Annotated in this window: 23 protein-coding genes; 12 read left to right on the top strand and 11 right to left on the bottom strand. The window is 47.7% G+C overall.

All coding sequences use genetic code 11. The features are described from left to right. On the top strand, positions 1 to 680 hold a 680-nt coding region (locus BGP75_RS23505), incomplete at its 5' end, for an IS3 family transposase (RefSeq protein ID WP_076721360.1). Positions 681 to 850: 170 nt separating this feature from the next. Here the strand turns inward: BGP75_RS23505 and BGP75_RS23510 are convergent. Continuing rightward, positions 851 to 1,600, bottom strand: coding sequence for an ABC transporter ATP-binding protein (locus tag BGP75_RS23510; protein ID WP_076721361.1), 750 nt, complete (start codon positions 1,598 to 1,600; stop codon positions 851 to 853). Positions 1,601 to 1,856: 256 nt separating this feature from the next. On the opposite strand from BGP75_RS23510, the gene BGP75_RS23515 reads away from it, so the two are divergent. The 4 genes from BGP75_RS23515 (at position 1,857) to BGP75_RS27110 (ending at position 5,989) form a co-directional block, all read left to right on the top strand. Beyond that, positions 1,857 to 2,408, top strand: coding sequence for a hypothetical protein (locus tag BGP75_RS23515; RefSeq protein ID WP_076721362.1), 552 nt, complete (start codon positions 1,857 to 1,859; stop codon positions 2,406 to 2,408). A 78-nt stretch (positions 2,409 to 2,486) separates the two neighbouring features. Continuing rightward, a complete protein-coding gene (locus tag BGP75_RS23520) occupies positions 2,487 to 4,745 on the top strand; it encodes a DEAD/DEAH box helicase (RefSeq protein ID WP_076721363.1) in 2,259 nt (752 codons plus the stop codon). Between the two features lie 56 nt (positions 4,746 to 4,801). Next, a complete protein-coding gene (locus BGP75_RS23525) occupies positions 4,802 to 5,635 on the top strand; it encodes a hypothetical protein (protein WP_076721364.1) in 834 nt (277 codons plus the stop codon). A 171-nt stretch (positions 5,636 to 5,806) separates the two neighbouring features. After that, positions 5,807 to 5,989: a hypothetical protein gene (locus BGP75_RS27110; RefSeq protein ID WP_158070166.1), complete on the top strand. Its 183-nt coding sequence runs from the start codon at positions 5,807 to 5,809 to the stop codon at positions 5,987 to 5,989. A 198-nt stretch (positions 5,990 to 6,187) separates the two neighbouring features. Here the strand turns inward: BGP75_RS27110 and BGP75_RS23535 are convergent, their stop codons facing one another. Together BGP75_RS23535 and BGP75_RS23540 are read right to left on the bottom strand one after the other, a co-directional pair. Continuing rightward, entirely contained in the window at positions 6,188 to 6,904 is a 717-nt protein-coding gene (locus BGP75_RS23535; RefSeq protein WP_076721366.1) for a hypothetical protein, read from the bottom strand. A gap of 335 nt (positions 6,905 to 7,239) precedes the next feature. Then, positions 7,240 to 8,481 carry an FAD-binding oxidoreductase gene (locus tag BGP75_RS23540; protein WP_076721367.1) on the bottom strand — a complete coding sequence of 414 codons (1,242 nt, stop codon included), beginning with the start codon at positions 8,479 to 8,481 and terminating at the stop codon, positions 7,240 to 7,242. Positions 8,482 to 9,118: 637 nt separating this feature from the next. Here BGP75_RS23540 and BGP75_RS23545 point away from each other — a divergent pair. The 4 genes from BGP75_RS23545 to BGP75_RS23560 all read left to right on the top strand — a co-directional run bounded on the left by BGP75_RS23545 (position 9,119) and on the right by BGP75_RS23560 (position 13,530). Beyond that, positions 9,119 to 9,586, top strand: coding sequence for a tripartite tricarboxylate transporter TctB family protein (locus BGP75_RS23545; protein ID WP_076721368.1), 468 nt, complete (start codon positions 9,119 to 9,121; stop codon positions 9,584 to 9,586). Positions 9,587 to 9,598: 12 nt separating this feature from the next. Beyond that, entirely contained in the window at positions 9,599 to 11,158 is a 1,560-nt protein-coding gene (locus BGP75_RS23550; RefSeq protein ID WP_083705014.1) for a tripartite tricarboxylate transporter permease, read from the top strand. 126 nt (positions 11,159 to 11,284) lie between these two features. Continuing rightward, positions 11,285 to 12,232 carry a tripartite tricarboxylate transporter substrate binding protein gene (locus BGP75_RS23555; protein ID WP_076721369.1) on the top strand — a complete coding sequence of 316 codons (948 nt, stop codon included), beginning with the start codon at positions 11,285 to 11,287 and terminating at the stop codon, positions 12,230 to 12,232. A gap of 365 nt (positions 12,233 to 12,597) precedes the next feature. After that, positions 12,598 to 13,530: a LysR family transcriptional regulator gene (locus BGP75_RS23560; RefSeq protein ID WP_076721370.1), complete on the top strand. Its 933-nt coding sequence runs from the start codon at positions 12,598 to 12,600 to the stop codon at positions 13,528 to 13,530. A 185-nt stretch (positions 13,531 to 13,715) separates the two neighbouring features. Here BGP75_RS23560 and BGP75_RS27290 read toward each other — a convergent pair whose 3' ends face one another. The 8 genes from BGP75_RS27290 to BGP75_RS23600 form a co-directional block, all read right to left on the bottom strand. Beyond that, entirely contained in the window at positions 13,716 to 14,234 is a 519-nt protein-coding gene (locus BGP75_RS27290; protein ID WP_198939526.1) for a hypothetical protein, read from the bottom strand. After that, positions 14,231 to 14,560 carry a hypothetical protein gene (locus BGP75_RS23570; protein WP_076721371.1) on the bottom strand — a complete coding sequence of 110 codons (330 nt, stop codon included), beginning with the start codon at positions 14,558 to 14,560 and terminating at the stop codon, positions 14,231 to 14,233. Before BGP75_RS23570 ends, BGP75_RS27290 begins: the two co-directional genes overlap by 4 nt. A 67-nt stretch (positions 14,561 to 14,627) precedes the next feature. After that, complete coding sequence (locus BGP75_RS23575) at positions 14,628 to 15,677, bottom strand: M35 family metallo-endopeptidase (RefSeq protein ID WP_076721372.1); 1,050 nt, start codon at positions 15,675 to 15,677, stop codon at positions 14,628 to 14,630. Positions 15,678 to 15,959: 282 nt separating this feature from the next. After that, on the bottom strand, positions 15,960 to 16,997 hold the full coding sequence (locus BGP75_RS23580) for a YeiH family protein (protein WP_076721373.1): 1,038 nt from the start codon (positions 16,995 to 16,997) through the stop codon (positions 15,960 to 15,962). 291 nt (positions 16,998 to 17,288) lie between these two features. Then, positions 17,289 to 17,831, bottom strand: a complete 543-nt coding sequence (locus BGP75_RS23585; RefSeq protein WP_076721374.1) for a cupin domain-containing protein — start codon at positions 17,829 to 17,831, stop codon at positions 17,289 to 17,291. A gap of 92 nt (positions 17,832 to 17,923) precedes the next feature. Beyond that, positions 17,924 to 19,207, bottom strand: a complete 1,284-nt coding sequence (gene gabT, locus BGP75_RS23590; protein WP_076721404.1) for a 4-aminobutyrate--2-oxoglutarate transaminase — start codon at positions 19,205 to 19,207, stop codon at positions 17,924 to 17,926. A gap of 16 nt (positions 19,208 to 19,223) precedes the next feature. Next, positions 19,224 to 20,684 (bottom strand): NAD-dependent succinate-semialdehyde dehydrogenase, encoded by a 1,461-nt coding sequence (locus tag BGP75_RS23595; protein WP_076721375.1) that lies wholly within the window; start codon positions 20,682 to 20,684, stop codon positions 19,224 to 19,226. An 84-nt stretch (positions 20,685 to 20,768) separates the two neighbouring features. Continuing rightward, positions 20,769 to 21,983: a CaiB/BaiF CoA-transferase family protein gene (locus tag BGP75_RS23600; RefSeq protein ID WP_076721376.1), complete on the bottom strand. Its 1,215-nt coding sequence runs from the start codon at positions 21,981 to 21,983 to the stop codon at positions 20,769 to 20,771. 521 nt (positions 21,984 to 22,504) lie between these two features. Here BGP75_RS23600 and dctP point away from each other — a divergent pair. From dctP to BGP75_RS23615, 3 genes are read left to right on the top strand one after another with little or no spacing between them, the layout of a single operon-like run. Then, complete coding sequence (gene dctP / locus BGP75_RS23605; protein WP_233153016.1) at positions 22,505 to 23,524, top strand: TRAP transporter substrate-binding protein DctP; 1,020 nt, start codon at positions 22,505 to 22,507, stop codon at positions 23,522 to 23,524. Continuing rightward, positions 23,524 to 24,084, top strand: coding sequence for a TRAP transporter small permease subunit (locus BGP75_RS23610; RefSeq protein WP_076721378.1), 561 nt, complete (start codon positions 23,524 to 23,526; stop codon positions 24,082 to 24,084). Before dctP ends, BGP75_RS23610 begins: the two co-directional genes overlap by 1 nt. 48 nt (positions 24,085 to 24,132) lie before the next feature. Next, complete coding sequence (locus tag BGP75_RS23615) at positions 24,133 to 25,455, top strand: TRAP transporter large permease subunit (RefSeq protein ID WP_076721379.1); 1,323 nt, start codon at positions 24,133 to 24,135, stop codon at positions 25,453 to 25,455. Positions 25,456 to 25,619 lie beyond the last annotated feature (164 nt).

The raw sequence follows: 25,619 nt of genomic DNA on the forward strand, positions 1-25,619 counted from the left end.
CACTAAGAGTCCGTCTCAAAGAGCTAGCCGCAGAGTACACTAGGTACGGCTACCTGATGTTACATGGTCTGCTCAAGGCTGAAGGCTTAGTTGCGAACAAGAAGCGAACGTACCGTGTATATACGGAGGAAGAGTTACAAGTTCGTACAAAAAAGCGAAAGAAGTTACAAAGGCCGAGAATGCCGATGGAAATGCCTTCGGCAGTCAATCAGAGATGGTCAATGGACTTTGTATCCGACCAGCTGAGCACCGGCCGCCGTTTTCGTGTCCTGAATATTGTGGATGACTACTCACGAGAAATAGTAGGACAGCTGGTATCCGTTTCCATTTCAGGCGCTCGAGTTGCACGTTTTCTTGATGAACTTAGAGACAATCGAGGATTGCCTAAAAGTATTGTCTGCGATAACGGCACGGAATTTACCAGTAAGGCCATGTTCTTTTGGAGTAAAGAAAATGGCACCAGACTTAGCTTTATTCAGCCAGGAAAACCAACGCAGAATGCTTTTGTAGAGAGCCTAAATGGGAAGTTCAGAAATGAGTGCCTGAATCAACATTGGTTCAGAAGCATGAAAGAAGCAGACTGGGAAATCAGTCAATGGCGGCACCATTACAACCATATCCGCCCCCACAGCTCACTTGGATATATTGCTCCAGTAGCATTTAAGAACCAGGCGGCTTAGGATGAATAATCTCATCGAAGGATTGGTACTAAGACAGGGGAAAGGTCAATTTCGTTTTGAAAAAAGCTTTGTAACGACTTAAAAAGCCAATCCCTTCCAAATGATTTTCAACCAAGCTCTTTAGTTCTCCAGGAAGTTCCCCTAGGACCTGGTAACTAATTATGGGTGATCTATATGGGGGAAAGGTCAGTGTCAAAAGGTGTGTGCTCTTGTTCTTCAAGTGTTGTTTTACTTCCGCTGTCCACTCCTAGCCAATATTCTACCAAGGATTTTAGCGTGTATGATTTTCCTATACCGTTAGGTCCAATTAAAATATTGATATCATAAGGAAGGCTATTTGAGTTGAATTTAAAGTTTATAGGTTCCGAAGAGCCATTGTACTTTCTAGTGAATAGTGTGAAGTTATTTATCGAGGACTCTTGCTGCTCAAAAATTCTCCACCCATCACTATAGGCTTTTCTTGCACCTGCTTCTCTTAGAGGAGATGTATCAAAGTCATTGTGTCCAACAAGTTTATTAGCGTCAGAGTCGTTTACGATATTAGTAAGGTATCCAGCATCTTTGATATCCACTAATACTTGTTTGGCATCATCAATACCTAGCTTTACGATAATCGTTTGGTAAAAGTCAATGTCGCTAGGAACAGATACATAGTTTGTATTGGGGATAGGAAAGAAACCATCCCAGCCTTCATCTCTAAGCTGGTTTAGTTTTTTAGGAGAATATTTGTCGTCCTCAATAAGAAGCTTAAGTGCAAATTCAAGAAAGTTTTTGCCGTCAATATATAAAACCGCATTTAAAGTGGTGCCAATTCCATAGTCATCCCAGTTATTAAACGACAGGGCGAGCATATTTTGTTCAGTCTCAAGCCTGGTTGGTGTCCAACGCCACTTGTCGCCTTTGTGGTAGAAAACTTTCATTTATCCATTATTCCCTGTCTGAAAATTGGCCTCAAAAAAGCAGCAAAGCTTTTTTAATCCTATATATCGTGGATGACATTAACATCATGCTAATGTAACTGCATGATAATAATGGTGTTTTGTTCGCTGGGGCAGGATCATATGTTGCTTTGCCCTAGGTTTCCAGCCTTAGATTTCAGCAAGTTATAAAGCTATCATCAAGTTAAGAGCCATTTGTTCAAGCAATGGGTCTACATCATGAAAGGTACAAGGACGTATGCTGAAGCTTCTAAATTGCTGGCGTGCACGAAGCTATCCTCCGCCTCTTAACATAGAGCAACGAGTCGGTGAGTACTTGCTGGAGCTACCTCGCTGTACCCGCAATGTAGTGGTGGCTAGCCCCCGTTATGATGGCTCACACTACCGGGGAGAAGTTTGGGCGGATGCTGCCCAAATCCTTTCATGGGTTGAAATGCATGCCAAAAATGTCTGGAGCGTAGGCAGCGAGCACCAAGCAGCACGCCTTTCTCTACCCCTTTGGATTCGAGGCGCTGATCTCGAGAATCCGCAGCCTTCTTACCTTCCTCCATATTTTGTAGATGTATTGGACCACTATGTCTTAGATCTGGTGCATCGAGGTTGGACGACTTTCTGGTGCCCTGATTGCTTAGAGCATCATCAGCACATTTGCATTGATGATTGTGATCATCAGAGTGTTGGAAACTGGAGTTCTTGGACCTCTGAGTGGCGTTGCCCTAAAGGTCATCAGCTGTATTATCAAGAACATGAGCTGTATTATCAAGAACATGAGCTTCACTTGTTTACTTAGCTTTGTTGTCTGCGAAACTGAACCCCCCGGCATTCCCGGGGCGGTTCAAAACAGATGCAAGGATGCGAGGGATAATAGATGCAAGCGTTGAATGCAGCATTGAAAGCAGTGGATGCGGAGCTACAAGCCCAGTCTACAGGAGCATCCACAAGAAGATGTAAAGTTGATTATTACGAGTGGCTTAAACAAGTTGGTGAGTATCAGATTTATCGCATATGGGTTTCGGACGACCTAAAGCTTCGCGAAGATGCCGAAGTTACTCTGAAAGCACCACTGCAGACCTTAACTGCGACTGTGATTTCTGTAGAAGACGCTCAATGCTTCAGCGCCCGACTACCTCAGAAGCTTACCCAGGATGTTTACAACATTAGTTGGAACTTCAATTCAGGGTTCATACTAAGGGCGCTCGGTGAAGCCCTCGCGAATGCCGCGTCAGGTAACAGTAAGATACTGAAGAGCCTGTGTGCCGGACTGGGTGATAACTTAGATTTAGCGATTGACGATGATTCAGACTTCGTAGAAGAACTGAATACGGCACAACAGCAAGCTATTTTGCTTGCTGAGAAAAAGCAGTTAAGCCTAGTTTGGGGACCCCCAGGAACGGGTAAAACGCATACCCTTGCTCATGCGATCTACCGAGCCTATCTACGTGATGATACTGTCTTAGTACTATCCACATCAAATGTCGCTATCGACCAAGTTCTCTTGTATTTGGATAAACATATTTACGCTGATGAGCAGCGATATATAGTCCGACTAGGATATACGGATAACGAAGTTTGCCACCGGTATATACAAGAACGACCAGAGTTTACGGGCTTCTCGATAATCTTTTCAACCTTGGCGACAGCCGTGCTAAAGGGCGATCAGCTAAGAGGTGCAGGCATAGATCTGGTTGTTGTCGATGAAGCTTCTATGGTTTCAATGCCATACGCATTGGTGGCTGCTTCGTTAGCTCAACGCAACATCATCTTCTCGGGGGACTTTCGACAGCTTCCTCCCATTTCTCATGTAGATGGAAGCGTGATGGGAGAGAATATTTTTGATTACCTGGATGTTCCTTCGGCAATTGATGCTGGGCAAGTCGTGCCATATATGGCGATGTTGGACACTCAGTATCGTATGAGTCCTGCTATCTCTGAGGTAGTTAGTGACTTGTTCTACAACGGATTGCTAAAGTGCGGAAGAACGGCTGGTGATGAAGGTTCGTTAGAATTTATCGACGTTAACAAAGCCTCTGGCTATGCAGATTCGTATTACAGCGTAGAGTATAGAAGCTATTACAACCCGATAAGCCTTGGCATTATCAAGTCCAATCTGAAGGACTGGGCGACTGGTGGATCTCGTCTTCTTTTTATCTCACCTTACAGGGCCCAGCAAAATCTGATCAGCTACAGCTTTATTGATGAAAAGTTGAATAGCGCTTCATCGCTAACCGTTCACAGAGCACAGGGGGCTGAAGCCGATGTTGTTGTCTTTGACCTCACCACGCATGCGAAGTCGAGCAAATTCGAACTCGCCAAAATGTTTACTTCCAGCTCTACGCCCAACCTTGTCAATGTCGCGATGTCGAGGGCTATTAAGAAGCTGGTGATTATCGGGAATCAACACTCCATTCGTGAGATGGCTGCAACGTCTTCGTTTTGGAAGCAATTCTATTCTAAAATTGAGAGCCACTTTTCCACAAAAAATCTGAATCTGTTCCTCGATAGTCTCGAAAACTTCTCTCTGACTTTCGGCGAGGAGAAGTCTGCTCTGGCTGTGGACATAGAAGGACGGCATAACTATTTGGAGGCAATGGCTCAAAGCAAGGCCGAGAAGAAGGTGTATGTTTCGACATTTCAGATCCCTCTAACCCAAGGGGTTACAGGTCGAACAGTAAACAGCACCAAGTTCCCAGACTTCCTGATATGGGGGGAGCAGATTGTTCTCAAATCGATACGAGGTGATCTTTCATTTAGTCAGCGAATGGCCGCTGAAGTCCTGAAAAAAATCTCAGTTGGACACTTGGTTGATACAGCCGAGCCAGACCGGCGTAACACACATGTTCTTAGTTGCGGCAGATGTGGAAGTAACAAGGATCTCGTTTATGACAATACGCGATATTGCTGTGTACTCCGTTGTTCAAACTGTGGTGAGAGAACATTCATTACAGATGCCGTCGCGAACGACTTGAAAGCTGTTTTGCAGATCCGCTGCCCCGATTGTAGCTCGGATATGAAGGCAAGAAAAAAGAGGGGGGCGAGATCCTTTTCATTTTTCGGCTGCACGAACTATCCGAAATGCCATGGGCTGGTCGACTTTAGGGATTTCGTAACGGATTACGTTAATGGATGACTTAATGGAAGCCGCAGTAAACTTCCTCTCAACAATAGACCGATGACAATGATGTAATGGAAAAAGAAACAGCGCTACAGTCCGCTAACAACGAGGTCATGCGTAAGATAGGCCGCAACATGCTGCTTTTTCAGCAGATAGAAGGTCTACTGAAATATTTGATCGCTAATGGTTCTATTGCCGGGACAGTAGAGGACCTGAAGGCCAAAAAAGAGTCTCGAGTCGAAGATATCAAACGACGAACGATGGGACAGCTTGTTGGGGAGTTTGTCGACAGCACCTATGCTGATGAACAGGATGCCAACTCTGAAGAAGTAATTGATAAGGCGTATTTCAGCTTTAGCTTTAGAGTTGAGTGCGAAGTGGATTATTACGAGACTCAGAAGCAGGTAATGGCTGAACTTGTTTCGGAGCGAAATGATCTGATCCACCACTTTCTGCCTAAGTACAACCCTGAGTCACTTGAAAACTGTCTAGCACTTGATATAGAGCTAGAGCAGCAACGAGAGAAGCTCCTTCCTGAGCTGAATAATCTCAAAGCTATGGCCCGCTCTCTTGATGAAGGCAGAAGGATCATGTCTGAATTCATGCACTCGGAGGATGGGCACAGGCTGATTGTCGAAGGGTTACTTCCAGGAGAAAGTCGTTTGGATGGTTTTCTAAGATCAATCGCCTCGTTAGCAGCAAGGGCCGATGGTTGGGCACCATTGCACGCAGCCGGCCAGTGGGTTGCTCGGCAGCCGCCTGAACAGATCGATAAGATCTGTGAAGAAAGGGGAACTGAAAAGCTCGCTAATCTTAAGGGGTTGATCGAATCATCGGAAGTGTTTGAGCTGAAGGAAGAGGTGGCCAAAGGCGGTACCCAATGGCTTTTCCGCCCCAAGGAATGAGATCTGAAGGAGGAAATGTTTTGACGGAGCTAAGATCAGGCAGCGCAACTACAACTCAAGTTGGCTACCTTAACCGAAACAAGCAGCGAAACCATGGGACCATAGGGCTTGCCGGTACTGATCATATGCAGTTGGCATATAAAATGATCTGTGAGCAAGATGGATGTGGGCATGAGTATGGAGCCAATGGTTCAGATATCTTCCAGCGCAAATGTCCCCGATGCCAATCTGGCGCAGAAGGCATTGTTTGGGAATGACGAAGTATTCGGAGGCGCCTCAGGGAAAGCCTGCCCCCCCCTCGTCGTTGCTGGGACGGCAACTTATGTGCAAAAGGGTACCCTGCAGGCCGCATAGTAGCGTTACCTGCAGGACAACTTATGCGCAAAACCACAGACTGTTGATTGTCAGTATAGATACTAGATACCGATAGTTAGTTTTCACTTCTTAACAGTTCGTTTTTATTGCTAGACAATGAGTTACCAAGAAAGCCAGAGTCTGGCTCTGGCTTTCTTGTTTTTGTCATTCAATGGCCATCAGTTAAATCAATATGACTTAAGCTTGCGTGCGATTAACGGTAGCAGCGACCATTCGTGTCAAACTGGTCAAATCAAACACCGGCACCCTAAATTGCTTATGTAGCTGTGGTGCAAAATGTGAAAGATCGGTGCATTCGAGTACCAGTGCGCCGACCTCTGGGTTGGTCTCCAGCATTTTAGCCACCACCTGACTTAACTCTCTTTCGAACAGTTCCATGTCCAGGTCGTTATTATTTCCCTTGAGGATCACATCAACGAACTGTGACTGGTCCTGCATACCTGTGATCACCATCGGTTCATCAGCAATACCGACTCCGGTCAGGTGATCCAGGGTTAGGGCTTCACTGTTGGCAACCACTACACCAACTTTCTGACTGGACTTGAGCATTCGCGATACCAGTGGCACCTGGATCAGACTAGACATAAAAACCGGAATACTGACCGCATCTGCCAGGGCCTTTTGATGTAATGCCAAAAAACCGCAGCTCCCCGTGACTGCTTTTACACCTTCCCGCTCCAGTTCTTGTGCCGCTTCAATAAATGGTTTGAGCAACTCCGGATCCCGTTCGCGGATAAGACGATCAATCGTTGCTCCCTGAACTGTTTTATACAGAACAGGAAAATCAAAGCTGGCCGGATATTTGATATGACCATCCGGTTTCGGAAAATAGGATTCCAGTGAAATCACGCCGAGCGGAACACCACAGATATTGATACCACCTTGTAAAATCATACACTCACCTAATGCGCTCTCATCTAATGTACAGGCCGCCGATTTAGCGCGCAGTCATCTGCTTGTCATCTAAGGAACCTATGAATAAGTCCATTGTGTTCTCTGGGGCTCTAGAACGGTCAGATGCTAGGAAGGCTGCGCAGCGAAATGACGAGTCCTTTTCAAGCTGTCTGACACCGCAGGTGATCATTCTAGAGCCCACCCTTTGGGGCTTTCAGAGCAACAAGATATCAGCGTTAATGATTTTCGACAGATAACCAGTATGCCTGTAATCGTTGCCTTGATCTCTAATCGCTCTGAAAGCCAGAGGCCGAAGGGACTTGTTCGTAGGTTCCCTAATTAAAACGAGCTGGAGCAAATGGCGCCAGATCGACCGAAGTAGTGATACCTTGTATGCTTTCACTGATTAACTGGCCGGTTATTGCGCCCAGTGTCAGACCCAGGTGGCCATGACCAAATGCCAGGCTAATCTGGGGATAGTCTTCCAGTGGACCGATGACGGGTAATGAATCCGGTGTCGATGGCCGACTTCCGACCCAGGTTGATTTGATCTCAGGGTCTTGGCCCAGCATCACTCTAGCGTGCTCCAGCATGGTCGTAGTGCACTCAGGATTCAGTGGTGCGTCAGCAGCGGCGAATTCAGCAGTTCCTGCCAGTCGCATGCCATCAGACATCGGTGTCATAAATACCGCTTTATCAAGCCAGCCAACCGGTCGGTTAAGCTTCTTGTCACCGGCATTCAATGTCAGATGATAGCCACGTTCACTGACCAGAGGAATATTAACCCTCAGTGCTTTAAGTAGCATTTTCGATTCCACTCCGGCACAGACTACCAGTTTGTCAAAGCTGATTTCTTGATCTGATAACGTTAAGACAACACTGGTTCCGTTCGGCTTAATGGCTTGTACTTCATCTTGAAGTAGTATGCCGCCATTTTTTGAAAAGTGGCTGGCATACTGACGGCTAAGGGATACCGGGCTCACAGTAAATCGGGTATCCGGATAGAACACACCTCCTGCGTGGAATTCCGCCAGATCAGGCTCAAGCTCTTTCACTTCGTCAGCACTGAGAAACTGTAGGTTAACTCCTTGCTGCTGACGTTCATGGAGATCTCCTGCCCGCGCGTCACTGAAGCCCGTTTCTGTAGCGAATAAGCCAAGGCAGCCTTGAGATTTAACCAGATCCTGTGATCCAGTTTCCTGCAGCAGTAACCGATCTGCCTGTTGTGTATTGTGTTGCAAAGCGGTTAATGCCCCTTTGCCACGTTCATAATTAGTTGGAAAGCAGGCTTTGAAAAAACGCCAGCCATAGGGCATCAGCGAAGGGATATAACTTGCCTGCATCGATAACGGGCTGGTGTTATCCAGCAGCATTCCTGGCATTTTGCGCATCATGGCAAAACGGGCAAAAGGCAATCGAGCATAGTCAGCAAATAAGCCGGCATTACCGAAAGAGGCCCCCATTCCAGGATCTGCTTTATCGATGAGGGTGACCTGATAGCCCGCTCGTAGCAGGCAAAGCGCGGTCGAGAGGCCGACGACACCGGCACCGATTATTCCAATATGTGAGTTCTGCATAGTCAGGTTACGTGGTGGGTCTCATGTTGTTGTTATAGGCGACTGCTTCGTAAGGTGGTTCTGGTCGAGTTTTGATAAAACTATTATTTCCTCTGCAAACATAATCGCAAATCGAATTTTCTTACCAAGTCATCAGTTATTTTTATATAAGTAGGGATCTGGCAAGACAGATATCAAACTGAAGCAAATGAAAATCTTTCGTGAAGTTCAACTAAGCGACTAGGTTTTCCATTCCGTCAACCCGACTTCCAAGACTCAGAAGATAGTCAATATGATGATCAGATCGGAATAGCAACTCTGCCTATCCCGATCCATCGAGGATGAGTCTCTTGTCTGTGCCCTAAGGCGGAAATAAAGCCGCCCCAACTTTTTGATTTCTATGTTTGAGTCGGTGTCTGCACGGAGAAATCCGTTTCTATAAGCGGCACTAAAAACATAAGAAAAACTTATGAAATCAGAAATTTTTTCGAATTGCATATATGTTTGGCTGATTTACACTGAATAAAACCAGGCATCCTTAACATCATCGGTTCAATCATGAATTGATCATAAGCTGACCGCTATCGTTGCCCTGAACAATGCCAATGAAAGCTTAAAGCACTGGCAAAGTAAGAATAAAAATAATTTAGGAGGAACAATGGATAGAAGAAAACTTGATGTCGTTCTATCGACCATCTTAATCATTGCCTCACTGATCATATTGACCGATGACACCTTAGTAGAAGGGGGGGCAGAGTCTGATCTTGGATCTATGTTTTTGCCCAGGATTGCCGCGGGTTTAATTATCATTTTCTCAGCAACCATCGGTATCCAGTCTCTTCGCAGGCTTCTTAAGCGAACTGAAATTGATAGTTTAGAACGAATTGTTACGGATGGATTCTCAGGTATTTTTATCTATATCGGGATTTTTATCGCCTATTGGCTGATCGTACCCCATGCCGGTTTTCTAATGACCACCCCTTTTGTCATGTTCAGCGTTGCGCTGCTCCTCGGCGGACGTAATTGGGTGCCATTGATAGCCTTGTCCGTTGTTACGCCGGTTCTGGTTTTCTACGGTTCCAGTCATTTTCTGCGGGTTTTTCTGCCCACTTGGACGCTATCCTGAGGGGGAAATGACATGCTTGATAATATTCTAGGTGGTTTTGCTTCAATCTTTGCTGTAGGTCCCATTTTAGGCATTATTGCCGGCGTTATGATCGGCATTATCTTTGGGGCTATCCCTGGTATTTCGGCCATCATGGCGATAGCAATTATTTTGCCGCTCACATTTTACGTGGATCCCATCATTGGTATAACCATGCTTTTGGCGGTGTATAAAGCTGGTATATATGGGGGCTCCATATCAGCCATTCTGATCAATACTCCAGGTGCTGCTGCATCCTTCCTTACCGCTGTTGACGGACATGCGCTGACAAAGGCAGGTAAGGCCGGGAAAGCACTCGATATCTCTTTGTATTCGTCAATTTCCGGCGAAATGCTTGCCACTCTTGTGCTTATCTTTGTTGCCGCTCCCATCTCGGCTATTTCTTTACAAGCTGGGCCTGTTGAAAAGGTTTTTCTGCTGCTGTTTGCTTTCACTGTGATTGGTTCGCTGGCGGGTGAGTCTATACCTCGTGGCTTGCTCTCGTGCTGTCTGGGTATGCTGTTCGCTATGGTAGGCATGTCGACAATTACCGGGGCCTCTCGTTTCACTTTTGGTTATACCGAGCTCATGGCGGGATTCACCTTTACTCCTATGCTGATTGGTATATTAGTGATGCCTGAAGTTATTAATACCATTAGGCGCAGGAAAGTCCCACATCATGAGATGGCGATAACCCGGTCTCCCAATCCCGCTGATAATCGAATCAGTTGGAAAGAGTTTCGTTCAGTCTTTGGTACTGTTCTGAAATCCAGCGGAATTGGGACCTTTATCGGTGCTTTACCTGGCCTGGGTTCAAGTACAGCTGCTTTTATTGCCTATGGAGAGGCAAAACGGACCACTAAAAAGCCGGAGGAATACGGCAAAGGATCTGTGGAAGGCATTGCTGCAGCAGAATCAGCTAACAATGCGGTTTGCGGGTCGAGTCTAATTCCGATGTTAACCCTGAGTATTCCAGGGGATGATGTAGCGGCCTTGTTGATGGGGGCCTTTCTCATCCATGGTTTAACTCCAGGGCCTATGATCTTTTTCGAGCATCCAGACACGATTTACGCCATTTTTGCCGGCTTCCTGATCACCGATCTGTTCTTGCTGGGCATTGCCAAAGCGGGCTTTAAATCCTTTGTTAAAATTGCCTCGCTGCGTCGCTACTACATATTCCCTTGTGTGACCGTATTTGCTTTTGCCGGTGCTTTCACTGCCGGCCAAAATATGGACGACATTCTGGTACTGATTGTCTTTACGGTATTGGGCTACTCAATGCGCCTCGTTGGTCTTAATCCTGCGGTATTCATCATTGGCTTTATCCTAACGCCGTTTCTTGAGCAGAACCTCGACCAAGCGATATCGATTGTCGGTACTGACTACCATCTTTTCTTTGCTTCACCTTTTTCATGGGTGTTTATCGCCCTGTCGATATTCTTTGTTTATTCCAGCATCCGCATGCGAAAGAAAGCGGCAAATAATGCCGCAGATGGAATAACCAAGAATCCGTCAGCAACGACCTCAGGGGAAGCCGTTCAAATACCCAAATGATAAAGAACCCCTCTTCACAGGGCGGTCGATCTTGTCTCAACATTTCGGTCTCAAAAATGTTGAAACAGCTCTACAACACTGTGCAGATCATAAAACCTAGCTAAAAATAACTCTTAGGAATTTAATATGAACAAGCCAACCAAATCACTATTAACTTTTATTGGAGCATTGGCAGTCAGTTTTTCTGCGGGGTCAGCGCTTGCTGCATATCCTGAAAAGCCGATCAATGTCATCGTACCTTATGGTGCAGGTGGTGACTCTGACCTGACCACTCGAATCTGGGCCGATGCGGTAGAAGAGGAGTTGGGTGTTCCCGTTGTGGTCATCAACAAAGCGGGCGGCGGCGGTGTTGTCGGAACCTCTTTCGTAGCTAATTCCAAAAAAGACGGTTATACACTTATAAATGCTGGACTAGGTAACATGCTGGTAACGCCTAACTTCAGTAAAACACCTTACGATTTTGATAGCTTTGAGCCGGTTGTAAAGATGACGGCCGTCCCATTGGCGGTGGTTGTATCAAAAGACAGCCCGTACAAAAACTTTGATCAGTTCGTGCTTGCTGCAAAAGAAAAGCGCATCACCCAGGGCTCCTGGGGTGCCTCTTCATCGGGTACGATTCTGGCGAACATTATCGCAGATCAGATGGGTTACCAGCCAAAGTATGTTCACTCCAATACCACGGCAGCTTCCATGGTGTCAGTCGTTGGCGGTCATATCGATTCGGCGGTTTCATTTCCTCCAGCCTTTGGACCACATGTTAAATCCGGCCGTGCTGTTGCACTCGTGATGAACCAGAAAATGGATCAGTTTCCAGGTGTTCCAACTTTCGAATCCTACGGCATCAAGGGTAGTTTTGAAGGCTGGTCTGGTATCTTTGCCCCTAAGGGTGTGCCTCAGGAAGTGGTTGAAAAGCTGACTGCTGCAACGATCAAAATCATGAAAAAACAACAGGTTCTCAAGGCCTATGAAAATATCGGTGCGGTTGTAGATTTCCGTCATGGTAGTGACTGGGTTGCGGACATGAAAGTTACTTATGAGGTTATGAAAGATGCGGCTGGCAAAATTAAGAAATAGTATATAAACACGATATTTGACGATGTTTGATATTGATAATCTTGCAGATAAGTAGGTTCTCCTAACCGCTTTGTCCATCACTCTGTAAAATCTGGCTAAAGTATTTGGACTGGCTGGGTTTTACAGGGTTTTTTTGTTTTCTGATGGATAAGCCTATTGCTGCATTTATCCGCTGAATTGAGGATGAGGTTACCTTCCTGTTGAGGTTGTCGCTAGGTCGATACCTTGAATTTACCTTCCAGTATTTTTTATTTGAGTATTGATATGATCAATGTTTATGCTTACGAACATAATTTGTGAGCGTTTTTTTTAAAGGTTCATCAGATAAATTAATATAAAGGTGTAGTTAACATAAAGGTGTAATAATGAACCTCCGTCAAATGGAAGCATTTCGTGCGGTGATGCTGACTGGTTCGGTATCGCAAGCTGCCAAACAGCTGTTCCGGACCCAACCCGCGGTAAGCATGGTGATTAGTTCACTGGAGGAGCAGATCGGTTTTCAGTTGTTCGAGCGCCGCAAAAAAAGACTTTATGCAACACCCGAAGCCAAGTATTTGTATGCAGAGATTGAGGAAATTTTCTCTCGTATCAACGATGTCAGCCAGACGTTACAGGATATTCAGAATAAGCAGTATGGCTTTCTGCGCATTGGTTGCATGCCTGGGCCGTCCAATTTTTTTATGCCAGATCTTGTAGCAGATTTTCTTGAGGAACATCCAAAAATTCAGGCTTCGTTGCAGACTCGTACTTCGAATTCAGTGCGAGAATGGGTAGCCTCAGGGCAATATGATATCGGTCTCTCAGAAATAACCGAACTTGATCCGGCCATTGATAAGGAGCTGTTCGCGCTTCCTTGTCTGTGTGCTCTACCGGCGGACCATCCTCTTGCTAACGAAGCGGTTATCACACCCTCTCTACTTGATGCTGAACCCATGATTACCCTTCACCCGGACCATATGATCTTTCGTGCCTTGCAGCAGTTGTTCGAATCAACCGGTCATTTGATGAATGTTCGGCTACAGACACGCTTCTTTATCCCCGCATTACGGCTTGTGGAACGCCGTATGGGTGTCTGTGTTATGGACCCCATTTCGGTGGCCAGTTACTGCTCATATGCACAGCCAGGCAAGGTCGTATTTCGCCCTTTTACTCCTGAGGTTCTACTTAAGATAGGTATTTTGTTTCCCGCTAACAGCGTCAGGTCCCGCATCACTCAAGAATTTGCCGAGCAGTTACGTCGGAAAATCATCGCACTTGATGAGCAGCCCGAGCAATTGTTGAGTTGGGGGCAACTCTGATTCTTTCTTGTTCGTGGGTTCCTTCGTTTGGCTGCTCGCTATTCTTTTTTGACAGTGCCTTACGACGGAATATGCAGCAGGATGATCCGATGATAATAGCAGCCCCGCCGTATGGATATCCGGTATCTTTTTCGTTTTGTCTCTTAGCAACCTTCAGAGGAACGGGAGTCGCTCCTATCAGGGAATCAGTCTTCAATAGTCTCTACTTCCCGACTGTCTAAATCCAGTTCGAATCGTTGTCCTCGCTCATTTTCAATCTTCAGTCGATTGCTGAACCAGCTGGAGCAGATTTTGGTTATAAATACGTCCTGTTTGTCTGCTTCCATTTCCTTGTTGTATTGAACATCATAAATTTTCTGAAGCCATAGCTCCTCACCACTGGATTCCTGAATAGCGAGGATATAGCCACCATTCTGACCAAGGTTTCGCTCTTTACCCCAGCGCAATGCCCGATACTGGATTCCATCCACTGTTACCGATGGCAAGGGGGCTGGTTCCAGATACCGTTTTTTACTGGGTTTTTCCTCCGCTGTTGCGGCTGTGCTGGAGGCATCGACTGGAGTTGTTTGCGCCCACGCGGGCGATGGCAAAGAGAATGTGGTGATCAGAGCGAGCAAGACAAGAGAGAACGACGGGTGTTTTTTAGATATCGCAGTGATACGGCTGTTCAAGGGGGAGGGTCGGTCTGTCTTCGAGTGACTCATTTCTGAGTTACCTCCCGGGTCTTTAAATCTACCCGGTATTGTTCACCTCGCTCATTTTTTACCTTGAGTTGATTGCTAATCCAGCTCAGAGACAGCTTGGTTATAAAGACATCCTGTTTGTCCTGCTCCATATCATTATCATAGTCGACGTTATAGATTTTCAATATCCAGAGTTCATCTCCGGAGTTTTCGTCGAAGGCGATAATATAGCCACCGTTCTGGCCCAGATCTCTTTCTCGGCCCCATACCAGTGCTTCGTACCTGATGCCTGCTTTACTGACCGGTTTTACCGGATCCGGCGCTTTGCGTTTCTTGTGAATGGCCATGATCTGTCCTCCTGCCTGTTAGCCACTAATCCCTTGATCCATTCAGATGGCCTGCTATTGTGGCTGACTACATTTTTCCAGCCAATGCTTTTTTGCGGTCGTTGGCAGAAAGCATACCCTTCAGATCGACGCAGAAATAGGCCCAGCTATCGGCATTATTGGTGGCTTTGGCAAATGTAAATGTGCTGTCCGGCTTAAGACCAATACCGGCTACATCCGCAGAAGAGCCGTCGTCGTAACGGTTATCGTCGGTTTTGATCTCCCGATGCGATACTTCATGTACCAGTGTTAATACACATTGCCATAGCTTACCTGAGTTGCTGCTGGCTTTGAGAAAAGCGTTTTGAATATAAACCACATTCATACGTTCGGTTGAATAGACAAATCCCCAGTCCTTCCAGCCGCCTGAAGTACGGTCCGTGGGTTCATCGGACAACACCAGCTTAGTGGAACCGAGCATGGCGGCTATTTTTGTGAAGCCGGTCCCCATGGTTGCCATTTTAGCCTTCATTACGGCATCGGTCGTGTTACCGTCATCAAACCATTTTTTAAATGTTGCAGTGGTGGTGTCATCGGGTTTTCCCAGTTTGCTGGCAGCAAACTGACAACTGGCCTTGGCCTGATGCAGTGCGGTGCACATGGTTTTGCGATTGTTTTCTGTATAGACTTCCTTTTCGCTCTTTAACTTAGCCTTGATATCCTTTTCCGCTCCGCTTATTTCATCGAAAACCCACTTGGAGTAGGCTTTGGGTGTTGCCAGAATCCAGACACTTTGTGCGCCTGTCTTCTCTGCCCGGTAGAAGTGTTTGAGCATCTTAATGGCGGCGCAGCGATCTGCCAGTTTAGCCTTGGAGCTGTCATTGCTGGCCGCTTCCACAATGGTTTTTTCCACGCCGCTACCGAGAAAAAATGATGCAAATGCGCCACGGTTATTTTCTGCCAGCTTCTCCCGCAGTTTGTCCAGACCGGCCGCATGTGCGCTGTTGGGTCCATCGGCAGCAAGCAAGGGTGATATTTCCGTTTTAAGAAATTTCTGCCAATCTTTTTCATATTTGGCATCAGTCACCACTTCTGCCCGTAATTTATCGTATGCTTGAGTAAACTTGTTCATTGCCATGATAAACCCTCCTCCCTGGTATGAGAGAACCCACGGACAAGTCTCCCGGGCGTCAGGCTGAGACCACCATCGACTTATTCGCAGATTACCTCAGGTCAGTATAGGGCAGGATCAGATGGGCTGCGTGTGGAGGATAAGATTCAGATGACTATTTATCCGAACCTGTGCAAGCGCTGCTGTATTTCGTCAGAAATTATCCCGTATGTTGGACTCATTATCCGTTTAATCTGCGTTATTGAGCGGTCGGATCTTTATTTACGGAGACAAATCTGCGGTTTATGGCTAGCGTGCGAGAAACAACCAAATGGCAACGAGCAGCGCCAGAAAAATCGTATTTGCAACCATTAAAAACATCGGACGCCAGCCCATTTCTGCCAGTTCCTTAAAGGAAGCCTTCATACCCAAACCGACCATCGCAATGATCAGACACCAGCGCGAAAGCTCTGTCATGGCATCAGTGATGATCACCGGTACGTAACCGCTGCTGTTGATAACAACGATGATGACAAAGGCGATAAGAAATCCGGGGAGTGGCAGTTTTGAAGCGGTTTGATTTTTTTTCGCCGCCCCTGCTCGTGCCACAATAACAGAAATCACGACCACAACAGGCACAAGCATTGCTACTCGTAACAACTTGGAGAAGGTGGCTATATCGCCGACGTTGTCCGATACCATATATCCGGCCCCCACTACCTGGGCAACGTCATGAATGGTGGCACCGAGAAAAATTCCGCTTTCTGATTCGTTAAAACCAAGCATATTAACGATCAGCGGGTAGGCGATCATGGCAAGCGTGCTGAGGGCTGTTACTGAAATGACGGTAAAAATAAGGTTTTTTTCTGATTCCTTGTTCTCCGGTAATACCGCAGAGACTGCCAACGCTGCTGAAGCGCCACAGATACCGACTGATGCCCCGGACAGAACACTCTGGGATCTGCTCATCTTTAGCCATCTTCCGCAAAGGTAGCCAAAACCGATTGTTGCCGGTACGCCGACCAGAACAATGGCAATGGGGGTCATACCGAGACCGAGCAATTGTTCAATGGTGATTCTTGCACCTAACAGGGCAATGCCGAAACGTAAGACCGCTTTGGCGGAGAAGACAATACCCGCAACGCAGCGGCCTTCGAGTGAAAGGTAGTTCAAGGCCATTCCCATTAATACTGCATAGAGAATTGTTGGGCCGCCATAATGTTCAGACACGAACTTGGACGCCATACCCACCACCAGACAAAGAATAAATCCAGGGAGAATTTCTATTATCTGTTCACGCAGTGCCGAAATTCGGTTAGCCAACAGGGTTTGATTGGAAGAAATCATCTTTTTCCACCTACTTAAGCGATACATCGGCAGTTGGAACTGATCTCCAGCCACTGAATCAGTGAATGTCTGATTCGTGGTCGATCAATCCTTCAACTTCCAAACACTATTTCAGTTGAGAAATTCAGTTGAGAACAGTGAGTGCGTATAGTCGCCCTGATTTTTTATTTAGTAAAATGGATGTTTTTAATGCAATTCATAAGCAAAACCGAACAATGGTCGGATTTTGATCAGATAGATCTGCGATGGAGTACGCTGATGAAGGATCGGAGGGGAGGTTTTAACTGTCTATCAGGCAGAAGGGTTGGAACTGACGATTTCACATTCCACTGTGCCTATGTTGCGGAACCGATGGGGGCGATTGCTATTGAAGTAGTAGCCGTCACCCGCTTTGAGATGATAGACCTCCAGCCCGACGGTAATTTCAATTTCACCGCGGATGACAATGCCACCTTCTTCACCTTCATGTTGTAGCATCTCCGTGCCTGTATCGGCACCGGGGGCGTAAACTTCGCGCAGAATGTCCATGCTACGTCCTTTCACCGTCGCACCGATCAGTTTAAGGCTGACGTTGTTAGAGCCGATTTCCGGCTGTTCTGACGGGCGAAAAATGACCTGATCAGGCTGGATATTGTCGAGGTCAATGGTGAAAAAATCGCCAATCGAGATTGGAATTCCGGCCAGCACTTTTTTAAGTGAACTAACGGAAGGGCTGACACCGTTCTTTTCAATCATTGATATAGTGCTGTTGGTGACACCGGCACGCTTGGCGAGCTCTCGCTGTGATATCCCCTTTATTTTACGCAAGATTTTAAGACGTTCACCTACATCCACAAAAAGATTCCCCTGTTTTTATTTCTGAACGAGTATAACCCAAACAGGACAGATTTCACCCGCTGCCCGGGTGAGATCTGTCGGTTGGCTCCTTAGGCCAGTACTTCCTTCAAGCTTGCCTCGATGATAGCCAGTCCTTCGTCGATAAGGCTGTCTTCAGCAGTAAGAGGTACCAACACCCGGATGGTGTTGGCAAAGACACCGCAAGACAGTAGCAATAAGCCTTTACTCTGTGCTTTAGCGACAAGTGCTTTGGCCAGGTCCGGGTCGGGGGTTCGTTGCGAAGGGTTGCTGACCAGCTCGAAGGCAACCATCGCACCTGCTGCCCGGATATTAGCAACGCAATCAAAGCTATTCTCGGCCAGATCCAGAAAGCCTTTGGTGATGCGTTGACCAATCTGATCGGCGCGGCAACAGAGCTGTTCTTCTTCGATGACTTCGAGCACGGCCAACGCTGCGGAACAGGCCATAGGGCTGCCACCGTAAGTACTTCCGACACTACCAGGATCAGGAGCATCCATTATTTCTGCCCGACCGGTAAGGGCGGAAAGGGTCATGCCGCCGGCCAGACTTTTAGCCATGGTGATCATGTCAGGGACGACGCCACTATGTTCAATCGCGAACATTTTCCCGGTACGGGCGAAGCCTGATTGCACCTCGTCGACGATCATCAGAATACCGTTCTTATCGCAGAGTTCACGGATAGCCTGCAGGAATTCAACAGGGGCCTGATAGAAACCACCTTCACCCTGAATCGGTTCAAGGATGATTGCTGCGACACGGTCTGGATCAACATCGCTCTTCAGCAGGTTATCCAGAGCAGTGAGGGAATCCTGGAGGCTGATGCCGTGATAGCTGTTGGGATAGGGAGCATGATAGACCTCAGCAGGGAAGGGGCCGAAGCCTTTTTTGTAGGGAACCACTTTACCGGTCAGTGCCATACCCATCAGGGTTCGGCCGTGGAAGGCGCCATTGAACGCAATAACGGCTGAGCGACCGGTTGCAGCGCGGGCAACCTTAATGGCGTTTTCCACCGCTTCTGCACCGGTATTCAATAGCAGGGTCTTTTTAGCATGGTCGCCGGGGGTGATCTCATTGAGCTTTTCAGCCAGTTCAATGTAGGGTTCGTAAGGCATTACATGGAAGCAGGTGTGCATCATTTTCTGCATTTGCCGTTCAACAGCTGTTACCACCTTGGGGTGCAGATGACCGGTATTAAGCACTCCAATACCGCCGGCAAAGTCGATGTAACGGTTGCCTTCAACATCCCAAACCTGAGCGTTTTCGGCTCGTTCGGCATAAAACCGGGTCACATTGGCAGCGCCGCGGGGAACGGAGGCTTCTCTGCGGGCTTGAAGTTCTTGGTTGGTTTTCATGGCTACTGTCTCCAGATCAGTCATTTACGCCGCCGATCAGCGCATATTTGATTTCGATATAGTCTTCAATGCCGTACTTGGAGCCTTCCCGGCCTGAGCCTGATTCCTTTACGCCACCAAAAGGTGCAAGCTCGGTGGAAAGTACACCCTCATTTATGGCTACCATGCCGTATTCCAGTCCTTCCATTACACGCCATACACGTCCCAGATCGCGGGCATAGAAGTAGGCCGCCAGACCGTATTCAGTGTCGTTGGCCATCTGAATGGCCTCTGCTTCATCCTTGAATGAAAACACCGGCGCAACAGGGCCAAAAATTTCTTCTTTATAGACGCGCATTTCCCTGCTGACCTGGGTCAGGATTGTTGGCTGGTAGAAGCATTCACCCTGATCTGAAGGTTGTCCGCCCAGAGTCACCTTGGCCCCCTTGTCGAGAGCATCCTTTACCATTGCATGGACGTCAGCGACTGCACCGCTATTGATCATCGGGCCAATAACTGTGCTGGCGTTCAAACCATGGCCTATTTTGAATTCAGCGACTTTAGCGGTGAACTTGTCGATAAACTGCTGATAGATATTTTCCTGAACCAGAATGCGGTTGGCACAGACGCAGGTTTGGCCGGCATTGCGGTATTTGGATACCAGAGCCCCTTCGACTGCCTTATCCAGATCAGCATCATCGAAAACGATGAAAGGAGCATTGCCGCCCAGTTCCATGGAGGTTTTCTTAACCGTATCGGCACATTGCTTAAGCAGCATCTTGCCGACAGCGGTAGAGCCGGTAAAACTGAGCTTGCGTACAGCCGGGTTGGCGGTTAATTCAGCACCGATGGCACTGGAACTGGAGCCGACAACAACGTTGATGACACCGGCGGGTATACCTGCCCGGTGAGCCAGTTCGGCCATTGCTAATGCAGATAGCGGTGTTTCTTTGGCTGGTTTTATGACGATGGTACAACCGGCCGCTAATGCAGGAGCAGCCTTACGGGCGATCATCGCATTGGGAAAGTTCCAGGGAGTGATTGCCGCCACGACTCCGACGGGCTCCTTGGTTACCAGAATCCGTTTATCATGGGCGTGGGTTGGGATAATGTCACCGTAGACACGCTTGCCCTCTTCGGCAAACCACTCAATAAAGGAGGCGCCATAAAGAACTTCTCCAGCTGACTCAAACAGAGGTTTACCCTGTTCGCTGGTCATTATCACTGCTAAATCATCTTTAGCGGCCAGGGTCAGTTCGTACCAGCGGCGCAACAGGGCGGCCCGCTCCTTTGCCGTCTTTGCTTTCCAGGCCGGTAGTGCTTTTTCTGCAGCAGCTATGGCTGTGCGGGTGCCGGCAGCGTCGATATCAGCAATTGTTGCGATAGTTTCACCGGTGGCCGGGTCAGTCACTTGCAAGGTGGAGCTATCGGCTGCATCCACCCACTCACCGTCAATATAAGCTCGCTGCTTAAGCAGGCTCTGGTCGTTCAACTGCATGGCTCTTTCCTCTCTATAAACCTGAAATCTTTCTGTAAATCTAACGGGCCTTGTAAATCTGAACAGTGCTATCAATCTGGACGGCTACTCTACGATGCCACGGGCCTTCAGTTTGTTGATTGAGCTGATGGGTAAATCCAGTAGCTCCCGCAATATCTGCTGACTGTGCTGTCCCAGAGTGGGAGGGGCATTTTGATAGCGAACCGGAGTCTCAGAAAACTTAACCGGATTGGCAACCGATGGACTGATACCTGCCTCAGGATGATTAAGGTCAATCTGCATTTGTCGGTGTTTTACCTGAGGGTCGGAAAATACCTGCTCCAGATTGTTGATCGGACCACAGGGGATACCATGCTCGGAAAGCTTCTCCAGCCACCAGTGACTTGTCTGTGTGCTCATCAACTGTTCAATAATGGGTACCAGGTCTTTACGATTGATCACACGGGCTCGATTACTGGCGAAATCCTTATGGTGGGCAAGGCTGGCCTGGCCCGCTAATTCACAGAACCTGGCAAACTGACTATCATTACCCACCGCCAGAATGATATGACTGTCTCGGGTGGCGAAGGCCTGATAAGGAACGATATTGGGATGGGCATTGCCGAGTCTTCCGGGCGGCATGCCACTGGCCAGAAAGTTCATTGCCTGATTGGCCAGCGTTGCTACCTGCACATCCAGCAGGCCGAGATCAATATGTTGCCCTTTACCGTATCGTTCACGGTAGAGCAGGGCCGCTTGAATCGCATTGCAGGCGTAGAGCCCGGTCATGACATCCACCAATGCGACTCCCACTTTCATCGGCTTTCCATCCGGCTCACCAGTGACGCTCATCAACCCGCCCATGGCCTGGATCATAAAATCATAGCCGGCACGATTAGAATAGGGGCCGTCCTGACCGAAACCGGTAATGGAGCAATACACCAGTCTGGGGTTTACTGCCTTAAGGCTGGTGTAATCAAGGCCGTACTTTTTCAATCCGCCAACCTTGAAGTTCTCGATCACAACATCGCACTGGGATGCCAGGGTACGGATCAGTGTTTGTCCTTCAGGATGGGTGATATCGATGGCTAAGGATCGTTTACCACGGTTGGCTGCGTGAAAATAGGCGGCGTCCCGGGTGTCCTCTCCTTCGGCATTCTTGACAAATGGAGGCCCCCAGTTACGTGTATCGTCTCCCTTGCCGGGACGTTCGATCTTGATCACCTCTGCACCGTAGTCCGCCAACATTTGAGTAGCCCAGGGACCAGCCAGGATGCGGCTCAGGTCCAGTACTCGTATTCCAGTCAGTGCACCTTTCATGAATGGAACACCCGGATGAAGCTGAGTTTATTTTTCATCAACTGCAGCTTCCTGCAGTCGGAGCCGAGTCGGGTAAGGGAGAAGGTGCTGGCAAGCTGGGCCATGGCAATTACCTCATCGTGTGATTACTAATTCAGTATTGTGCTTTTTATCGAACGTTTGTGGTTGATCTGAGTTCTGTGTAAAGATGCGATATTGTTCGTTATAACGAACAATATCAACTGTAAAATTGTATAAAGTAAAAAAATTAAGTTAGCTTAAGAATATTAGTATATTTTAATTGTTAATTAAATTTAATAAAAACAGACCATTAGGTTTTGTTTTGGTGGTATTTATCTTTCTGTAAAAAATTGTAAATACTACTTTATAGCTATCTTGTGTTTGATTTTGTGGACTTGTTTTGGTTGTTTTTCTTTTCAAGAATAAAAAATAGTGTTAAAAATAGCGAACAAATGGTTTGGGCAATATCTTGATGAATCGACCCGATTGATATTTAAGAGCAAATAACAACAAAGGAATTAATGATGAAAAGACGTGACCTGATCAAAGCTGCTGCCACTGGATTTGTTGCAGCCCCTCTGTCTTTAGCGGCCGGTTCTGTTCAAGCTGCCAGTACTACTCGACTGCGGATGCAGACGCTTTATGGTACGGAGACCGATGATCTCTATAAGTCGTTTGCAGAAGATGTAAAAACAAGTTCTAACAAAAGTTTGCGAATTACCCGCTTTCGCGGTTCTGAGCTGGTACCTAACGACCAGATGCTGGATGCAGTCGGTAAAGGCACCTTGGATATGTGTCAGGGATATGGAGGGTATTGGGCCGGTCAATTGGATATCGCTAAGATTGAGAGTGGTATTCCTGGTGCCTGGACCAGTTTTGATGAGGCGATGTATGTCCATAAAGCCAAAGGTCTGGGTGATTTGATCAGGGAAGCCTATGCCGAGAAAGGGGCTCATTATCTGGGGCCTGTTTTTGGCGGTCCTTATGATTTATTGACCAAAGAGCCCGTTAATAGCCTGGCTGATTTGAAGAACATGAAAATTCGGGCAACTGCGACCGTGGGTGCCATTTTGCAGAAACTTGATATTCCTACGGTTTATCTGCCAAGCCAGGAGCTGTATATAGCGCTTTCAACGGGAGCGATTGATGGTGTGATCTATGGTGGCTCGTTGGAATACAAGGCACTCAAACTGCACGAGGCTGCAAAACACTACACCTACCTCAATATGATTAACCCCGGCTATGCGGATGGCATGTTGATCAACAAAGCCAAGTGGGATGCGATGCCTCCTGAGCATCAGAAAATTCTGGAGCTGGCGGTTGCCAAACATTCGCGGGAAATGCATGCCTGGAACGTCAATGGATGCCTTGATGTAAACGGTGAAGGAATCTTTGAATTTGGTGCGTTACCCGCTGAAGATTCCAAGGCTCTTACCGTTGCGGCAATGGATGTCTGGAAAGAGGAGGCGTCAAAATCTGAGCGTAATGCTAAGGCTATTCAGGCGTTGACTGATGCTGCGAAGGCAACTGGTCGAGCTTGATGGAATTATTGACTCGATATCTTGCTGCTGTCGATAGAATATCCGAGGGAATTGGCAAGGCTATTTCCTGGCTGTGCCTTGCCATGATCCTGGTTCTGATCTACGAGGTTGCGGCGCGTTACCTGTTTAACAGCCCCACAGCCTGGGCACATGAGAGTACCACCATGCTTTATGGCACTTTCTGCATTCTGGCGGGTGCCTACACTCACAGGCTGCATGGCCACGTCCGTAGTGAAGTGATCTACAATCTGTTCCCCACACGAGGGAAGGCTGTTCTGGATCTGTTGACCGGGTCTATCGGCCTGCTGGTGTTTGGCGTGTTTTTTTGGATCACCTTCAACTATGCGTGGGATTCATGGTTAATGAGAGAGGTTTCCTCCAAAAGCACCTGGGCACCGCCGGTGTATCCGTTTAAGGCTATGTTACCTCTGGCTATTGCATTAATGATGTTGCAAAGCCTGGTACATGTGCTGCGCAATGTAGCGGTGATTTTTGATTTGCAGTCTTTGCCCCCTCAGTTCTATTCCGCCGAAGCAACTAAAGAGACCTCTGATGCTTAGTCGAGGGTATTCAGTGCGTGTTCAGAATATCAACAAAGGAAGTTCGTCGTGTTAGATCTTGATCCCCTGATGATTACCCTTGGCATGTTTTCCTCCATGCTGGTTTTGTTGGCAATGGGGGCTCCTTTGACCTGGGCGTTGCTGACGGTGGGGACCGGAGCTGCGTATTTCCTGTGGGGACCCAGTGGACTTGAGCTGATGGCAACCAGTGCCTTTGCTGCGATGGATAACTTTTTACTGGTGGCGTTGCCGATGTTTATTTTTATGGGGCTGATGCTGCAGCGCTCCGGCATTACCGATGACCTGTTTGAGATGATCCATAAGTTGATGGGGGGAATGCCGGGCGGTTTGGGAATGGGGACGGTCGTGATTTGTGCGCTGATTGCGGCCATGGCCGGTGTTTCTGGGGCGGCGACGGTGAGTCTGGGGATTATTGCGCTGCCGTCTATGCTGCAGCGGGGCTACGATAAACGACTTTGTACCGGCACGATTATGGCTGGCGGGGCGCTTGGCTTCTTGATTCCACCGAGTGTATTAATGATTGTATATGCCTTTCTGGCGCGCGAATCTGTTGGCAAGCTTTTCGCCGCAGGACTGTTGCCAGGGTTGATGCTGGCAGCTATTTACATGCTTTATATCTTTGTCCGGGCCAGACTTCAGCCACAGTTGGCTCCGGCAATAGCTGCAACGGAGCGGGTTGATTTTTTCGGTAAGGTGGGGTCGTTGAAGGCGCTGATCTTGCCGGGGATACTGATAGGAACAGTGCTTGGATTTATCATTATGGGGGTCACCTCTCCTTCAGAAGCGTCGGCGGTGGGAGCGGCAGGCTCGATCGTCTGCGCCGCCATCTATCGCACGCTCAATATGAAAATGCTCCGAGAAGCCTTACAGGGAACCGCTAAACTGATGGGGATGTTGCTGTGGATCACCATTGCTGCGGTTTTCTTCAGCAAAATATATATCGGCTTGGGAGCAGGCTCTCTGATTACTGAGCTGGTCGAGGATTCTTCATTGGCCCCCTATATGGTCATCATTGCGATGCTGGCCTGCTACTTTGTACTGGGCATGTTTTTGGATGACTTTGCCATCGTCTTTATCACCGTGCCGCTGTTCGTTCCTATTGTTCAGGAGTTGGGTTTTGATACCGTCTGGTTTGCAGTATTGTTTATCCTTAGTATGCAGTCGGCCTATTTGACGCCTCCGTTCGGCTATAACCTGTTTTATATGCGCTCGGTTGCTCCAGCCAATGTCACTATTTATGATTTATACTGGGCTGCGATTCCATTTGTGATTCTGCAGGTGATCGGACTTGGATTAGTGGTCGCGTTTCCGCAGATAGCGCTCTGGCTACCTGGCCTTATATTCGGGTGATTCTATTCTGGCTGGATTGCCGCTCTAATACCCTCTTATGTGTCGATACCCAAGTAACGGCAGCCATTGCTGCTATCCGAGGGTATTTCCTGTGGCTGTGCGCCTGTCAGGGGAATCTCGAATAGCAGTAACTTTGCTGATCTCGGAGGGCTATCAATCTGATC

The sequence above is a fragment of the Motiliproteus sp. MSK22-1 genome (assembly GCF_001968815.1).
In the GTDB taxonomy this organism is placed as follows: Bacteria; Pseudomonadota; Gammaproteobacteria; order Pseudomonadales; family Balneatricaceae; genus Motiliproteus.

What these genes read in the sequence shown, in the direction of transcription:
- BGP75_RS23510 (WP_076721361.1), bottom strand. Translation starts at nt 1,600, where the DNA reads ATGAAAGTTTTCTACCACAAAGGCGACAAGTGGCGTTGGACACCAACC.
- BGP75_RS23560 (WP_076721370.1), top strand. Translation starts at nt 12,598, where the DNA reads ATGAACCTCCGTCAAATGGAAGCATTTCGTGCGGTGATGCTGACTGGT.
- BGP75_RS23545 (WP_076721368.1), top strand. Translation starts at nt 9,119, where the DNA reads ATGGATAGAAGAAAACTTGATGTCGTTCTATCGACCATCTTAATCATT.
- BGP75_RS23520 (WP_076721363.1), top strand. Translation starts at nt 2,487, where the DNA reads ATGCAAGCGTTGAATGCAGCATTGAAAGCAGTGGATGCGGAGCTACAA.
- BGP75_RS27290 (WP_198939526.1), bottom strand. Translation starts at nt 14,234, where the DNA reads ATGAGTCACTCGAAGACAGACCGACCCTCCCCCTTGAACAGCCGTATC.
- dctP (WP_233153016.1), top strand. Translation starts at nt 22,505, where the DNA reads ATGATGAAAAGACGTGACCTGATCAAAGCTGCTGCCACTGGATTTGTT.
- BGP75_RS27110 (WP_158070166.1), top strand. Translation starts at nt 5,807, where the DNA reads ATGAGTATGGAGCCAATGGTTCAGATATCTTCCAGCGCAAATGTCCCC.
- BGP75_RS23515 (WP_076721362.1), top strand. Translation starts at nt 1,857, where the DNA reads ATGCTGAAGCTTCTAAATTGCTGGCGTGCACGAAGCTATCCTCCGCCT.
- BGP75_RS23570 (WP_076721371.1), bottom strand. Translation starts at nt 14,560, where the DNA reads ATGGCCATTCACAAGAAACGCAAAGCGCCGGATCCGGTAAAACCGGTC.
- BGP75_RS23595 (WP_076721375.1), bottom strand. Translation starts at nt 20,684, where the DNA reads ATGCAGTTGAACGACCAGAGCCTGCTTAAGCAGCGAGCTTATATTGAC.
- gabT (WP_076721404.1), bottom strand. Translation starts at nt 19,207, where the DNA reads ATGAAAACCAACCAAGAACTTCAAGCCCGCAGAGAAGCCTCCGTTCCC.
- BGP75_RS23525 (WP_076721364.1), top strand. Translation starts at nt 4,802, where the DNA reads ATGGAAAAAGAAACAGCGCTACAGTCCGCTAACAACGAGGTCATGCGT.
- BGP75_RS23535 (WP_076721366.1), bottom strand. Translation starts at nt 6,904, where the DNA reads ATGATTTTACAAGGTGGTATCAATATCTGTGGTGTTCCGCTCGGCGTG.
- BGP75_RS23580 (WP_076721373.1), bottom strand. Translation starts at nt 16,997, where the DNA reads ATGATTTCTTCCAATCAAACCCTGTTGGCTAACCGAATTTCGGCACTG.
- BGP75_RS23555 (WP_076721369.1), top strand. Translation starts at nt 11,285, where the DNA reads ATGAACAAGCCAACCAAATCACTATTAACTTTTATTGGAGCATTGGCA.
- BGP75_RS23575 (WP_076721372.1), bottom strand. Translation starts at nt 15,677, where the DNA reads ATGGCAATGAACAAGTTTACTCAAGCATACGATAAATTACGGGCAGAA.
- BGP75_RS23600 (WP_076721376.1), bottom strand. Translation starts at nt 21,983, where the DNA reads ATGAAAGGTGCACTGACTGGAATACGAGTACTGGACCTGAGCCGCATC.
- BGP75_RS23550 (WP_083705014.1), top strand. Translation starts at nt 9,599, where the DNA reads ATGCTTGATAATATTCTAGGTGGTTTTGCTTCAATCTTTGCTGTAGGT.
- BGP75_RS23540 (WP_076721367.1), bottom strand. Translation starts at nt 8,481, where the DNA reads ATGCAGAACTCACATATTGGAATAATCGGTGCCGGTGTCGTCGGCCTC.
- BGP75_RS23610 (WP_076721378.1), top strand. Translation starts at nt 23,524, where the DNA reads ATGGAATTATTGACTCGATATCTTGCTGCTGTCGATAGAATATCCGAG.